The organism is Verrucosispora sioxanthis, assembly GCF_010560025.1.
GTDB classification, from domain to species: domain Bacteria; phylum Actinomycetota; class Actinomycetes; order Mycobacteriales; family Micromonosporaceae; genus Micromonospora; species Micromonospora palythoicola.
This window is the reverse complement of sequence record NZ_SAIY01000006.1, coordinates 255,743-269,252: the sequence shown is the minus strand read 5'-3', so window position 1 is coordinate 269,252 and position 13,510 is coordinate 255,743. Positions and strand designations below refer to the sequence as shown.

The 13,510-nt window shown below is 72.8% G+C and carries 13 protein-coding genes and 2 pseudogenes; 9 read left to right on the top strand and 6 right to left on the bottom strand.

All coding sequences use genetic code 11. The features are described 5' to 3' along the window. Positions 1-8: 8 nt before the first annotated feature. Positions 9-623: pseudogene (locus tag ENC19_RS30430) on the top strand (tetratricopeptide repeat protein); the annotation flags it as partial. Positions 624-1,309: 686 nt separating this feature from the next. Here the strand turns inward: ENC19_RS30430 and ENC19_RS19715 are convergent. Continuing rightward, on the bottom strand, positions 1,310-2,476 hold the full coding sequence (locus tag ENC19_RS19715; protein ID WP_164448598.1) for a homogentisate 1,2-dioxygenase: 1,167 nt from the start codon (positions 2,474-2,476) through the stop codon (positions 1,310-1,312). 80 nt (positions 2,477-2,556) lie between these two features. Here ENC19_RS19715 and ENC19_RS19710 point away from each other — a divergent pair, with 80 nt between their 5' ends. From ENC19_RS19710 to ENC19_RS19685, 6 genes and pseudogenes are all read left to right on the top strand, one after another. Beyond that, a complete protein-coding gene (locus tag ENC19_RS19710; RefSeq protein ID WP_164448597.1) occupies positions 2,557-3,423 on the top strand; it encodes a hypothetical protein in 867 nt (288 codons plus the stop codon). Next, positions 3,420-4,634, top strand: a complete 1,215-nt coding sequence (fahA, locus tag ENC19_RS19705) for a fumarylacetoacetase (RefSeq protein WP_164448596.1) — start codon at positions 3,420-3,422, stop codon at positions 4,632-4,634. The genes ENC19_RS19710 and fahA overlap by 4 nt, the downstream gene beginning before the upstream one ends. 175 nt (positions 4,635-4,809) lie before the next feature. Then, positions 4,810-5,019, top strand: coding sequence for a DUF397 domain-containing protein (locus ENC19_RS19700; RefSeq protein WP_164448677.1), 210 nt, complete (start codon positions 4,810-4,812; stop codon positions 5,017-5,019). A 93-nt stretch (positions 5,020-5,112) separates the two neighbouring features. After that, the gene (locus tag ENC19_RS19695; RefSeq protein ID WP_164448595.1) at positions 5,113-5,583 is read left to right on the top strand and encodes an SRPBCC family protein; all 471 of its coding nucleotides are present in this window, start codon (positions 5,113-5,115) and stop codon (positions 5,581-5,583) included. A 109-nt stretch (positions 5,584-5,692) separates the two neighbouring features. Continuing rightward, positions 5,693-6,942 (top strand): annotated as a pseudogene (locus tag ENC19_RS31905) (outer membrane protein assembly factor BamB family protein). 56 nt (positions 6,943-6,998) lie between these two features. Continuing rightward, on the top strand, positions 6,999-7,535 hold the full coding sequence (locus tag ENC19_RS19685) for a WxL domain-containing protein (RefSeq protein WP_164448594.1): 537 nt from the start codon (positions 6,999-7,001) through the stop codon (positions 7,533-7,535). On the opposite strand, the gene ENC19_RS30425 is transcribed toward ENC19_RS19685, so the two are convergent. After that, positions 7,516-7,860, bottom strand: a complete 345-nt coding sequence (locus tag ENC19_RS30425; protein ID WP_235944933.1) for a hypothetical protein — start codon at positions 7,858-7,860, stop codon at positions 7,516-7,518. The two genes, ENC19_RS19685 and ENC19_RS30425, sit on opposite strands and share 20 nt — an antisense overlap. A 95-nt stretch (positions 7,861-7,955) precedes the next feature. Between ENC19_RS30425 and ENC19_RS30420 the strand changes: the two genes are divergently transcribed. Further along, a complete protein-coding gene (locus ENC19_RS30420; RefSeq protein ID WP_235944932.1) occupies positions 7,956-8,135 on the top strand; it encodes a hypothetical protein in 180 nt (59 codons plus the stop codon). Between the two features lie 217 nt (positions 8,136-8,352). Then, a complete protein-coding gene (locus tag ENC19_RS19675; protein WP_208020954.1) occupies positions 8,353-9,252 on the top strand; it encodes a COG1361 family protein in 900 nt (299 codons plus the stop codon). A gap of 66 nt (positions 9,253-9,318) precedes the next feature. Here the strand turns inward: ENC19_RS19675 and hisC are convergent, their stop codons facing one another. The 4 genes from hisC to hppD all read right to left on the bottom strand — a co-directional run bounded on the left by hisC (position 9,319) and on the right by hppD (position 13,422). Further along, positions 9,319-10,419 carry a histidinol-phosphate transaminase gene (hisC, locus tag ENC19_RS19670; protein WP_164448593.1) on the bottom strand — a complete coding sequence of 367 codons (1,101 nt, stop codon included), beginning with the start codon at positions 10,417-10,419 and terminating at the stop codon, positions 9,319-9,321. Beyond that, on the bottom strand, positions 10,416-11,399 hold the full coding sequence (locus ENC19_RS19665) for an RDD family protein (RefSeq protein WP_164448592.1): 984 nt from the start codon (positions 11,397-11,399) through the stop codon (positions 10,416-10,418). Before ENC19_RS19665 ends, hisC begins: the two co-directional genes overlap by 4 nt. 22 nt (positions 11,400-11,421) lie before the next feature. Then, positions 11,422-11,946: an RDD family protein gene (locus ENC19_RS19660; RefSeq protein WP_164448591.1), complete on the bottom strand. Its 525-nt coding sequence runs from the start codon at positions 11,944-11,946 to the stop codon at positions 11,422-11,424. 270 nt (positions 11,947-12,216) lie between these two features. Continuing rightward, positions 12,217-13,422, bottom strand: coding sequence for a 4-hydroxyphenylpyruvate dioxygenase (hppD, locus tag ENC19_RS19655; protein ID WP_164448590.1), 1,206 nt, complete (start codon positions 13,420-13,422; stop codon positions 12,217-12,219). Positions 13,423-13,510: the final 88 nt, after the last annotated feature.

Sequence of the window (13,510 nt, the reverse complement as noted above, 5' to 3'; positions counted from 1 at the left end):
TCGCCGCGATGTCCGCCGATCCGCCCGCCGCCGACGGCTACCTCGAACGTGCCACGCTCCTGGCCGAGCTGGGCCGCTACGACGAGGCCGCGGCCGAACTCGGCTTCGCGCTGGCGCTCGACCCGGCCGCCGCCGAGGTGTCGACCATGCTGGCCCGGGTGCACCTGGCCGCCGGTCGACCGACCGAGGCGCTTGCCGCCGCCGAGGCCGCGGTGGCTGCCGCGCCGGGTCAGGTGTCCCCGCTCGTCGCCCGTGGGCTGGCCCTCGGTGACCTCGAACGGTACGCCGAGGCCGCCCGCGCGGCAGACGAGATCCTGGCCCTGGGGCCGCAGGACGCGTACGCCCAGCGCAGCGCGGCGGCGATCCTGGCCGGCTCGCGCAACGGCCAGCCGGCGTTGAACGCGGCCTGGCGCGCGGTGGAACTGGCCCCCGAGGAACCGCAGGGCCACCTGGTGCTGGGCCTGGTCGCGGCCAACATGCGGATGTACGACCTGGCGGAGCGGGCCTACCGGGAGGCGCTCCGGCTGGACCCGCGCCTGGCGGAGACGGCCGACGACGTCGGGGTACTGCGGCTGGAACAGCGTCGGTGGAGCGCCGCACTGGAGCGACTTGCCGAAGCGGCGGTGGCGAACCTGCCGCCGACCGACCCGCGCCGCGCCGACGAGGTGCCGGACGAGTCGACCCGGCCGGACGCGGCCGACGACGATCCGGACCGGCCCGGACGCGACCCGGACGAGGCGGGGCGTTCGGCGGCCGGCGACGTCGACGCCAGCCGTCCCGCCGGACCGGAGGACCGTCCGGGCTGGCCGGTGCCGGGCGGAGATGAACCCACCGGCGGGCCGGTGACCGGCCCCACCGGAGAGCCGGAGCGGGGGCGTGGCGAAGCCTGGCCGTCCGGGCCGGACCACCTCGGCACCGGGCCGGTCGTGGCACGCCAGCCGGTGCCGGCGGCATTGCGGCAGTTCGTGCTCTGGGGAGCCGGCTGGTCGGCGGTGGCCGCCCTCGTGGTCGCCTGTTCGACCGCGACCGGCTCCGGATTCTCCCGGCTGCTGGCGGTGGTGGCGGCCGCTGGCGGTGGCATCGTGCTCTGGCAGCAGGCGTCCCGGCTGCCCGGACTGACCCGGACCGTGCTGCCTGTGCTGCGGCGTACCGACCGTCCGCTCGCCCTGGCCGTGTACGCCGCCGCAGCGGCACCGGCGCTGATCCTGCTCTACGCCCTGCTCGGCACCCCGTGGCCGCTGGTCCTGGCCATCGCGATCGCCACCGCCGCCCGGCTGGCGATCATCGGCCGGCCGGTGGCCTGACCGCCTCAGGGACGGCGGGCCCAGGTCCAGGCGTATCCGTCGTCCTCGCACTCCGTCGCGGCGTCGCAGAGGTCGAGCGGGCGGAAGGTGTCGACCATGACCGCCAGTTCGTCGAAGAAGTCCACGCCGATGGCGCGTTCCGCCGCGCCGGGCTGCGGTCCGTGGGTGAAGCCGGACGGGTGCAGCGAGATGGAGCCCTGCTCGATGCCGGAGCCGCGCCGCGCCTCGTAGTTGCCCCCGGTGTAGAAGAGCATCTCGTCGGAGTCGACGTTGTGGTGGTGGTACGGCACCGGGATGGCGTCCGGGTGGTAGTCGACCTTGCGGGGCACGAACGAGCAGATCACGAAGTTCGGGCCGGCAAAGGTCTGGTGCACCGGTGGCGGCTGGTGGATCCGGCCGGTGATCGGCTCGAAGTCGTGGATGGAGAACGCCCACGGGTAGAGGTGCCCGTCCCAACCGACCACGTCGAAGGGGTGGTTGGCGTAGACGTGCCGGGTCCATCCCCGACGATGGCGGACCAGCACCTCGACGTCGGTGCCGTCGACGAGCAGCGGGGTGTCCGGTCCCCGGACGTCGCGCTCGCAGTACGGCGAGTGTTCCAGGAACTGGCCGCGTACGGAGAGGTAGCGCTTGGGTGGGCCGATGTGCCCGGACGCCTCCACGGCGAGCAGTCGGGTCGGGGTGTCGCCGGTGGGCACCAGGCGGTGCACCGTAGAGGTCGGGATGATGACGTAATCGCCGGCCACCGCGTCGAGCACGCCGAACGTCGACTCGACCCGCAGGGTGCCCGCCTCGACGTAGAGGCAGTGGTCGCCGGTGGCGTCGCGGAACAGGGGCGAGGGGCGGTCGGCCAGGACGTAGGCGATCCGCACGTCGTCGTTGGCGAGCAGGTAACGCCGGCCGAGGACCGGGTCCGCGCCGGTTCCGTCGAGCTTGTGGGTACGCAGGTGCCGGGGCTTGAGCGGCAGATTCGGCATCCGCGTCACGGCCGGCGGGGTGAACTCCTCGGCGGCGACGATCGCGGTCGGGGCGTACCGGTGGTAGAGCAGGGACGAGTCGGAGGAGAAGCCCTCCTGCCCCATCAGCTCCTCGGTGTAGAGGCTGCCGTCCGGCTGCCGGAACTGGGTGTGGCGCTTGCGTGGCAGCTCGCCGACGCTGCGGTAGTACGGCATCTCGCCCTCCCGGTCCGCTGTCCGTCCGATAATCGGACGCTGTTGTCCGCTTCTTGAAGCGTCCCGTACATTCTTGTCTCGTGTCAACGCAGCTGCCCACTCTTGTCGCCGGCCTGGTCGACGACGCCGCCGTCTTCCCGCCGGGCAGCGCGCCGCTGCCCGACGCCGTGGCGGCCCACCGGCGGCACCGTGCCGCGTGGTACGCCGACCTGGTCGGCCCGCTGCTGCTGCCCGCCTCGGCGATCACGGCGGGCGAGCTGAGCGGTCTGGTCGACCCCGAGGAGAACTTCGCGATCGGGCTGATCGGTGACACCGGCGTCGACCGGCTGCCCGTCGCGCTGTCGATCCTGCCCCCACTCGGGGTGACCGCCCGACAGGTCGAGGTGCCCGTCGCGCGGCGGGGCGAGGACCCCCAACCTGGGCTGACCGAGCTGGTGAAGCTGGCCGACCGGCTGGACGGCGTCCCCGTCTACGCGGAGGTGCCGCTCACCTTCGGGTTGATGGGTGCCCTGGACGTGCTCGCCGACGCCCGTACCCGAGGGATGTCGGTCGCCGCCAAGTTCCGCACCGGCGGGCTGGCCGCCGAGCTGTTCCCGACGCCCGCCGAGCTGGCCGCGGTGATCTGCGCCTGCCGGGACCGGGAGCTGCCGTTCAAGCTGACCGCCGGGCTGCACCACGCGGTGCGGCACGTGGACCCGGAGACCGGGTTCACCCACCACGGCTTCGGCAACGTGCTCGCCGCGACCCTGGCCGCCGCCGAGGGCGCGACCGTCGCTGCCGTCGCCGAGCTGCTCACTGTGCGCGACGAGCGCCCGCTGGTGCAGGCGGTCGACGGCCGGCACGACGCGGCGCGCCCGCTGTGGGTGGGGTTCGGCTCGTGCAGCATCGTGGAACCACTTACCGATCTGATCCGGCTCGGGCTGGTGAACGGAGGCTTCGAGGCATGAGCGAGAGTCAGCCAGCGAGCTGGGTGCCGGGTGCGGCGGGTTCCGGGTACGGGGTGCACCACCTGCCGTACGGGGTGTTCCGGGTGGGCGACGACGAGCCGCGCATCGGCGTACGCGTCGGCGACCTCGTCCTGGACCTGGCCGGCGCGGAGGCCGCGGACCTGGTGCTGGCCGGTGGCGCGCTGTGCCGGCCGACGCTCAACGCGTTCCTGGCGCTCGGTCGTCCGCAGTGGACCGCGGTGCGGGATCGGATCACCGAGCTGCTGACCGACCCGACGCACCGGGCGGCGGTGGAACCGCTGCTGGTGCCGGTGGACGAGGTGCGGATGGAGCTGCCCTTCGAGGTGGCCGACTACGTCGACTTCTACTCCTCGGAACACCACGCGTCGAACGTCGGCCTGATCTTCCGTCCCGGCCAGCCGCCGCTGCTGCCGAACTGGAAGCACCTGCCGATCGGCTACCACGGCCGGGCTGGCACGGTCGTGGTCTCCGGCACCCCGGTGGTGCGTCCACAGGGGCAGCGACCCAGCTCTGACGGGCCGACGTTCGGCCCGTCCGCGCGGCTCGACATCGAGGCCGAGGTCGGGTTCGTGGTCGGGGTGCCGAGCCCGCTCGGCCGCCGGGTGGCCGCCGCCGACTTCGCCGATCACGTCTTCGGCGTGGTGCTCGTCAACGACTGGTCGGCACGGGACATCCAGGCGTGGGAGTACCAGCCGCTCGGGCCGTTCCTGGGGAAGTCGTTCGCCACCTCGGTCGCCGCCTGGGTCACCCCGCTGGACGCGCTGCGCGACGCGTTCGTCGCCGGCCCGGCGCAGGATCCGCCGGTGGCCGACTACCTGCGCGACGAACCGCACCAAGGGCTGGACCTGCGGCTGAAGGTGCTCTGGAACGGGGAGCCGGTCAGCGAGCCGCCCTTCGCCGACATGTACTGGACCCCCGCCCAGCAGTTGGCGCACCTGACCGTCAACGGCGCCTCGCTGCGCACCGGCGACCTCTACGCCTCCGGCACGGTCTCCGGCCCTCGACGCGACCAGGTCGGCTCGTTCCTGGAACTCAGTTGGGGCGGCACCGAACCGGTCTCCGTGGGCGGGACGGAGCGCACCTTCCTGGCCGACGGCGACACGGTGACGATCACCGCCACCGCACCGGGCCCGGACGGCACCACCCTCACGTTGGGCGAGGTCACGGGCACCGTCCTGCCAGCGAACTGACCTGAACCCGACAGCTGTCCTTGATCGCACAGCGGGTGCGATCAAGGACCGTCACCGTCTTCGTTGATCGCCTCGGAATTCCGTCGCCATGCCGCGCCGGGCCGGCCGGTGCCCCCCTTTTCCGGTCGGCCCGGTCCCGGGTGGCGCAACGTCGAGACTGAGGGAGATGACGACGATGCACGATCTCGTGGACGCGGTCTGGCGGACCAGCAGCCGCTCCAACGACCAGGGTCTCTGCGTGGAGGTGGCCGACAACCTGGCCGCCGTCCGCGGTGTGGTGGGCATCCGCGACTCGAAGGACCAGACCGGGCCGGTGCTCGTGGTGAGCCCGCCGGGCTGGACCGCGTTCGTCGACGCGATCCGGGACGGCCGGTTCGTCGGCTGATGCCAGCAGCAGGGGGTCTCCGGCGGAGGATTCTCCGTACGGGGACCCCGAGCCACGCTCACGCCGCGTACCGTCGGTGCCACGGGAGGTGGCATGTCGACCGTTGCGGTCAACGGCGTGGTCGCGGCATCCGCGGCCGATCTGTGGCGGGTGCTCACCGACCTGTCCCGCCCCAGGTGCGGTGATCGGCCCGTGCAACTGCTGACGCCGGGTACGTTCGGCCCGGGCACGTCCTGGCGGGAGATCCGCAGCCGACCGGGCGGCGGCACGATGGCCGAGGAGTTCGTCGTGCTGGCCGCCGAGCCGCCCCGGCGGCTGGTCCTCGGCTCGCCCGGTGACGGCGTCGACTACCGGATCACCTGGACGCTACGGGACATCCACCGTCGCGGACGCCGCTACGCCTCCGTGACGGTGACGGTGCGGGCTCAGCCGGCCGCGGTTGCCGGCCGCGCGCTGGCACTGTTGCTCGGCGGGTTGGCGGTGCGAGCCGCGGAGCGGGTGCTGCGGCAGGACATAGCCGCCCTGGCCGCCGCAGCCAGTGCCCGCCACGCCGACGTCGCCTGACCCAGCGCGCCGCACGCCTCCGTAACGCCCGGACCCGCGCGGGCGGGGCGGCTCGGGGGCAGGGGGCGGGCCGGAGGCGGCTGGGTAGGGTGCCGTGCGGAGGTGCGGCATGGGGTGGGCGGCGGGTCGGCGGCGGATCGTGGCGGCGGTGGCGGCGGTGGGTGTCGCCGCGGCGGCCGGGATCATCGCGTACCGGGTCCTGGCGCCGGCGGAGGTGAGCACCCCTGCTCGGGACGACTACCCGGCGCGGAGCATGCCTGACCCGGGGGTGACCGGTCGCCTGCCGGTCGCTCCGCTGATCGTCGACGGTCGGCTACGGGTGTACGCCGCCCCTCGGCAGGTGTACGCCGACCAACCGGTCGACAGCCGCAGCCGACGTACCCCGTACTGGTCCTTCCGGCGCTGGCCGGCGAGCCTGGACGCGGTGGTGGCGAGCGGGACGACGGTGGTGAGCCGGTGGTCGGACGGGCAACTCGTGGCGATCGACGCGCGTACCGGTCGGGTGGCCTGGCGGGCGGCCGGGCCGGAGCCTGCGGCGGAGCGGGTGGCGCGACGCACCGGCACGGCGGTCGTCTGGCGGCCGAGCGGGCTCACGGTGAGCCGGACGGCCGACGGCCACCACGTGGTCGTCAGCTCCGGCGACGGCGCGGTCCAGGCGGTCGACCTGGCCGATGGCGGACGGCTGTGGCGGGCGGCGGTGCGCTCCGGCTGCCGGGAGCCGGTGGGTGCCGGCTCGGTGGTCGGCTGCTGACCGTGGACGACTGCGACGGGCCGGCGGTGGTCGAGTTCCGGGACACCGCGACCGGTGTGGTGACGGCCAGGTGGCGACCGCCGGACGCCGGTGACGAGCTGACCGCCACGTTGCTCGGCTGCCGGCCGGACGGTGACGGCTGTGCCGCGCTGCGCACGTCCCGCCCCGGCGACGGGCCCGCCCAGGGTTGGTTGCTCGGCCCGGAGGCTCCGGTCCAGGTGCCGGCGCTGGACGGCCCGGGCACCGAACTGGTCGACGGGACGGCGGTGAGCCTGGTCGACGGGGTGCTCATCGGCGAGACCGTTCCCGGTGGCGAGGAGCGCTGGCGGGTCGAGGTCGGTCCGGGGCGGGTGATCGCGGTCCAGCCCGGTCGGGTGCACGCGCTCACCGAGGCGAACGAGCTCGTCACGGTGGACCCCGCCACCGGTACGCGACTGTCCGGCTTCGTTCTCGACATCGGCTCCGACGGCACCGGCTGGGTGCCGGGCGACGCGTACGCGGCCGCCGGGTTCGTGGTGGTGGAACGGCTGCGTCCACCGGTCGATCCCGATGCTGACGACCAGCGGTACTACCTGACCGCCGAATCGTTGATAGTCGCCGCTACGTGACAATCAGCGGTGCGGTCAGCTCGACAAAACGGACATAAGTTACTTATAGTCCCACTGTGCGTCTCTTGGCAGCCCTGCTGGGCGTGATCGTCATCCTTGTCGCCGCCGCTCCGGCGGAGGCCGCCGCCCCGACCGGGCGGACCGTCCGGTTGGCCGCAACGCCGGGGGTGGACATCACCGTGCCGGCCGCGGTCAACCTCGGCACCGCCTTCGTCGGCGGGGTGTTGACCGGGCCGCTGGGTCGGGTCGAGGTGACGGACGTCCGTGGCCCGATCAACCCGAACACCTGGGTGGCGACGATCTCCGCCACGATCTTCACCACCGGCGGGGGTGGGGCGCAGCGGACCATCTCCAACGCCTCGGTCTTCTACTGGTCGGGGCCGGCGGTGCAGAGCACCGGCGGCGGCACCCTGGTGCCCGGGCAGCTCACCCAGGCGCAGGCGGTGGCGCTGAACGTGACCCGCGAGGCGTTCCGGAAGACCTCCGGCAACGGCAACAACCGGGTCGCCTGGAACCCGAGCCTGCGGATCGTCGTGCCGACCGGCATCGTCGCTGGCACCTACACGGGCACGATCACCCACTCTGTAGCCTGATAGGTGATTTGCCCATTAATGCCAAGTATAGCCGATTTCTCGGCTCGAGCGTGATCGGCATGAGGAAGCCACTTCTTACCCTGACCGCCGCCGCGGCGGCCGTGGTGGCCCTGGCGGCACCCGCCGCCGCCCCGTCCGGCGACACCATCGTGACCTTCACGGTCGCCACCGCGAACCTGGACATCTCAGTCCCGGCATCGGTGAACCTCGGCGCCGCGTTCGCCGGTAACTCCATCACCGGCGAACTGGGCAACGTCACCGTCACGGACAGCCGGGCCGCCCTGAACGCCACCTGGACGGCCACGGTGAGCAGCAGCTCGTTCACCACCGGCACTGGCACTCCCGAGGAGACGATCCTGCCAAACCTGGTCGAGTACTGGTCGGGAGGGGGCAATCTCGACCACCGGTACCGGCACCTTCGTGCCCGGCCAGCCCACCCAGGCCGATGCGGTCACGCTGAACGTGCCACGGGTCGCCTTCTCGAAGACCTCCGGCGCCGGCAACAACTCCGCGACCTGGGCACCGGACATCCGGATCACCATCCCGGGGGGAGCGGTCGGTGGCTCGTACTCGGGGGTGATCACCCATTCGGTGTCATGACCGCGTCAGCGCCCTCGCCCTGGCCGTGACCCTTTTGGTCACGGCCGGGGCGCCGGCGTCGGCCGCAGCCGGGGCGGTGCCGGCGCCCCGGGCGGTGACCCGCGCCGAACCGGCACCACCCGATGTCGTCGACCTGCCGGCGGCCGACCGGCGAGACGGTCGATCCAAGCCGCCGCAGCCGACCGGCAGTGCCTCGCCGAGCCCCAGCGGTCCTGCCGTGTCGGTCGGGGTGCGCCTGCTCGACGCACCGGTGAACCGCCGTGACGACTCCCGGGCGCACAAGTACATCGTCGACCACGTGAAGCCCGGCACCACGATCAAACGACGCATCGTGGTCAAGAACTCCTCGGAGGTCCAGCGCAAGGTCGCGCTCTACGCCGCCGCGGCGACGGTGACGAAGAAGGGCTTCGTCATCGCGCCGGACCGGACCGAGAACGAGCTGAGCAGTTGGATCCGGGTGGAACCCGATGAGGAGGCGCTGGCCGCCGGTGAGGAGGTGGAGGCGCTGGTCACGATCCGGGTGCCGCGCGCCGCCGAAGCCGGCGAGCGGTACGCGGTGGTCTGGGCCGAGATCTCGGGCACGGACGGCCAGCAGATCCGCAACGTCGGTCGAGCCGGCATCCGGGTCTACCTGTCGGTGGGTCCGGGCGGGGAGCCGCCGTCCGGCTTCCAGATCGGGCCGCTGACCGGCCTGCGGGAGCCCGACGGTACGCCGGTCGTCACCGCCGACGTACGCAACACCGGCAAGCGGGCGCTCGACCTGGCCGGCGAACTCCGGCTCGCCGACGGGCCGGGTGGGCTGTCCACCGATCCGGTCCGGGTCGAGGCCGCGACGCTGCCCCTGAACGGCAGCACCACCGTCCGTATCGCGCTCGACTCCCGCCTGCCCGACGGGCCCTGGTCGGCAAAGCTCGACCTGGCCAGCGGCTGGACGAAGCGCAGCGCCAGCGGCAGGGTCAGCTTCGGCGGCGCGACCGTCCCGGCGGCGGCGAGCGCCGACCGGTCGAGCGGGGTGCTGGCCGGCGGACTTGTCGCCTCGGGGCTGGTGCTGGCGCTGCTGTTCGGCTTCGCCTACCGGCGGCGGTCGCAGCAGCGGGAGCCGGTGCCGCAGGGGTAGGAGACTCGGGCCGGTCCGCTGGGGGATGGCGGACCGGCCCGGTAACTCCTCGGTGCGTTCGGGGCGTCAGCTCAGGGCGGCCTCGGCCGCGGCCAGGAAGGCGTCGTTCTCGGTCGGGGTGCCGATGGTGACCCGCACTCCGTCGCCGGGGAACGGACGGACGATCACGCCCCGCGACTCGCACGCCTTGCCGAACTCCACCGCCCGGTCGCCCAGCGGAAGCCAGACGAAGTTCGCCTGGCTGGCCGGCACACCGGGGACGAGCTTGGTCAGCGCCTCACCGACGCGCTCGCGTTCGGCCACCACCAGCGCGCACCGCCGGCGTACCTCGTCGGCCTGGGCCAGCGCGGCCAACGCGCCCGCCTGGGCGGCCATGCTGGTGGAGAACGGCGTGACGACCTTGCGGACCGCCGCCGCCACCTGCGGCTGGGCGACCAGGAAGCCGATCCGCAGACCGGCCAGGCCCCACGCCTTGGACAGGGTGCGCAGCACCGCGACGTTCGGCCGGTCGGCGTAGTCCAGCCCGTCCGGCACCTCCGGGTCCGTGACGAACTCGCGGTACGCCTCGTCGATCACCACCAGCACGTCGTCGGGTACGGCGTCGAGGAAGCGGTCCAGCTCCGCTCGGCGTACCGCGGTGCCGGTCGGATTGTTCGGGTTGCAGACCAGGATCATCCGGGTGCGGTCGGTCACCGCCGCGGCCATCGCCGCCAGGTCATGCCCGTGCCCGGCGTCGTTGGGCACCTGCACGCTTGTCGCGCCGCTGGTCGCCGCGATGATCGGGTACGCCTCGAACGAGCGCCACGAGTAGACGAGCTCGTCGCCGGGCAGGCAGGTGGCGCGGACCAGGTGCTCGGCCAGCGCCACCGAACCGCAGCCCGTCGCCACCCGGTCGACGTCCACCCCGTACCGCTCGGCGAGCGCCTGGCGGAGCGCGACCACGCCCATGTCCGGGTAGCGGTGCACGCCGGCGACCGCCTCGGCCACCGCCTCCACCACGCCGGGCAGCGGGCCGTACGGCACCTCGTTGCTGGCCAGCTTGATCGCCTCGGGCAGGCCCAGCTCACGGGCCAGGTCGGCCGGACTGCGCCCGGGCACGTAGTTGGGCAGCGCGTCCAGGTCGGCGCGGGTCAGCCGCACCGCCGCCTGCTGTCGTCCGTCGGTCATGAGGTCTCTCCCGGTGGGTTGGCGCGGTCGTCGGGGGTACGGGGAAGCTGAACCACCACGGTCTGCGCCCGCTTGTCGTGCAGTGCCTGCCGCAGCGGATGGTCGAACAGCGGTGAGAGCGCGTCGATCAGTTGGAGCAGTAAGCCGAGGCCGCAGCAGTACCAGAGCAGCGTGGGCAGGCCGAGAGTGTTCCAGCGGCGCAGCGCCCGGCCGAAGCCCAGGGGCGCGTCCGCCTCGACCGGCACCGCCCGGACCCGCAGCAGCCGCTTGCCGAAGGTCTGCCCGCTGGCGGCCATCGACGGCACCTCGTACGCCAGCCAGAGCGCGGTGGCGATGAGCAGGATCGTCACCACCAGCGCGCCGGCCTGATCGCCGGCGGCGGGCAGCGGGTCGGTGGTGCGGTCCTGGGACTGCACCCGGCGCCAGAACTCGTCCAGCGGTGCGGAGAGTTCCTGGAGGTAGCGCCAGACGAACCAGCCGTTGACCAGGGCGTTGAGCAGGAAGACGATGCCGAAGTCGATAAGCCGGGCACCCAGCCGGGCGCCGAACGAGGCGAGCGGCATGCCGTGCGGCCGGGGTGCCGGCGGGCGTCCGGGCCAGGTCGGGTACGGCCAGCCGGGCGGCGGCCCCTGCGGCGTGTCACCTGTCGGCCAGGCCGGTCCACCCTGCGACGACGCTGGGCCGCCTGGCCAGCCGGGCGGCGGACCGTGTGGCGCTGCCCCACCACCGGGCCAGCCCGACGGCGAGCCCTGGGGAACGGTGGCCGACGGGGTACCGGCGGCGGGGACGTCGGGCGTGGCAGGTGTCGAGGTGGCTGCAGGCGAGGTCGGCTCCGGTGCCGGCTCGGGCTCGGGCGGCGGTGGCCCGTCGGGTGGTGTCGCGTCGACCGGGATGGGCGCGCCGATCCAGCCCTCGCCGTCCCAGTACCTGCGGGTTTCCGGGTCGGCGGGGTCGACGTACCAACCGGGTGCCACGCTCACGGCGAGGCCTCGCTGCGCTCAGTCACCTCGACACCTTAACGACGACGGTCCCGGCGAACTTGTCGTGGAGGCACTGCTGCCAGGGCTTGTCCCACAACTGCCAGAGGCCGTCGACGTAACTGCCGGCGGGCACCAGCGACCCGCCCACGAACTCCACGAGGTATCGCTTCCCCGCCATCCGTCGATCGAGGGTGCCGGTCGGATCGAGCGGAACCACCTGGAGGCCCATCACCTTCTTGCCCAGAGTCTGGCCGGTCCGCTTGAGGTACTCGACGTGGTACAGCCAGTAGATGCCGAACATGATCACGATGGACGCGGCCTGGAGCAGCAGCATCGGCAGCAGGATCTCCACGACGAACAACCCGGGCTCCGCCACGGTGCCGTCCGGGTTGGTCTCCGGATTCACGTCCAGGATCCGGGCCATGAAGATCACGAAAAGCGGCACGAACACCACCAACAGGGCAGCGACGACGACTGCGGTGTCGATCAGGTAGGCCAGCAGCCGGTCACCGAAGCTGGCCAGCGGCCGCCCACCCGGCCCCAGCACCGGCGGTGGCGGCCCGGCAACCCACTGCGGTGGCGGCTGACCTGGGGGCCAGCCCGGCGGCGGCTGACCCGGCGGCCAGCCGGGCGGCGGGCCACCGGGGACGCCCGGTGGGGGTGGCGAGCCGGCCCAACCTGCGGGGGTGGGGCGTACTGCGGCGGGAGGCCGGTGGGCGGCGGGGCGTCACGGCGGCGGGTGGCGGCCCACCGATCGGTGGGCCGCCACCCGCCGGCGACGTGGGGTGGGGTGGGGGCTGGGTCACGCTCGACAGTGTTACAGGTTGCCGCGCTTTTCCTGCTCACGCTCGATGGCCTCGAAGAGCGCCTTGAAGTTGCCCTTGCCGAAGCCGAGCGAGCCGTGCCGCTCGATCAGCTCGAAGAAGACGGTCGGCCGGTCCTGCACCGGCTTGGTGAAGATCTGCAGCAGGTAGCCGTCCTCGTCCCGGTCGACCAGGATCTTGCGGGACTTGAGTTCCTCGATGGGTACGCGTACCTCGCCGATGCGGGCGCGCAGCTCCGGGTCGTCGTAGTACGAGTCCGGGGTTTCCAGGAAGTCGACGCCGGCCGCCCGCATCGCGTCCACGCTGGCCAGGATGTCGTTGGTGGCCACGGCGATGTGCTGGGCACCGGGGCCCCGGTAGAACTCCAGGTACTCGTCGATCTGCGACTTCTTCTTGGCGATGGCCGGCTCGTTGAGCGGGAACTTCACCTTGCGGGTGCCGTTCGCGACGACCTTGCTCATCAGCGCCGAGTAGTCGGTGGCGATGTCGTCGCCGATGAACTCGGCCATGTTGGTGAAGCCCATGACGCGGCGGTAGAACTCGACCCACTCGTCCATCCGGCCCAGCTCGACGTTGCCGACCACGTGGTCGACGGCCTGGAAGAAGCGCTTCGGCTGGATGCCGGCGTCGATCATCGGCTGCCGGTCCACGATCGGGCCGCGGGCGACGAAGCCGGGCAGGAACGGACCGGTGTAGCGGGACCGGTCGACGAGCGTGTGCCGGGTGTCGCCGTACGCGTCGATGACCGCGAAGCGGACCGTGCCGTGCTCGTCGGTCAGGTCGGTCGGCTCGGTCCGGCCGTTGGCGCCCTGCTGGACGGCGTGCGAGTAGGCCGCGTCGACGTCCGGCACCTCCAGCGCGATGTCGATCACGCCGTCGCTGTGCTTCGTCACGTGTTCGGCGCCGGGTGCGTCGGGGCGTACCGCGCCGGTCAAGACGAAACGGGCGGAACCGCTGGTCAGCACGTACTCGGCGTAGTCACGGTAGCCCTGCTCCGGCCCCCGGTACGCCACGCAGGTCATGCCGAACGCCGTGGAGTAGTAGTGCGCCGCCTGCTTGGCGTTGCCCACCATGAAATGCACGTAGTCGAGGCCCTTGACCGGGAACGGGTCCTTGCTGGTGTCGTGGTCGACGGCGCCGACGAGAGCGTCGACGTCCACCTCCTCGGTCGGCTGGGGTCGGTCGATCGCCTGGGTCATGGTGGCCTCCCTCGCGTACCGGCCGGCCTGGTGGGCCGACGGGATCGTGTGCTGTGTGCCGAGCATCGCGGTGACCGGGCGCACTGGG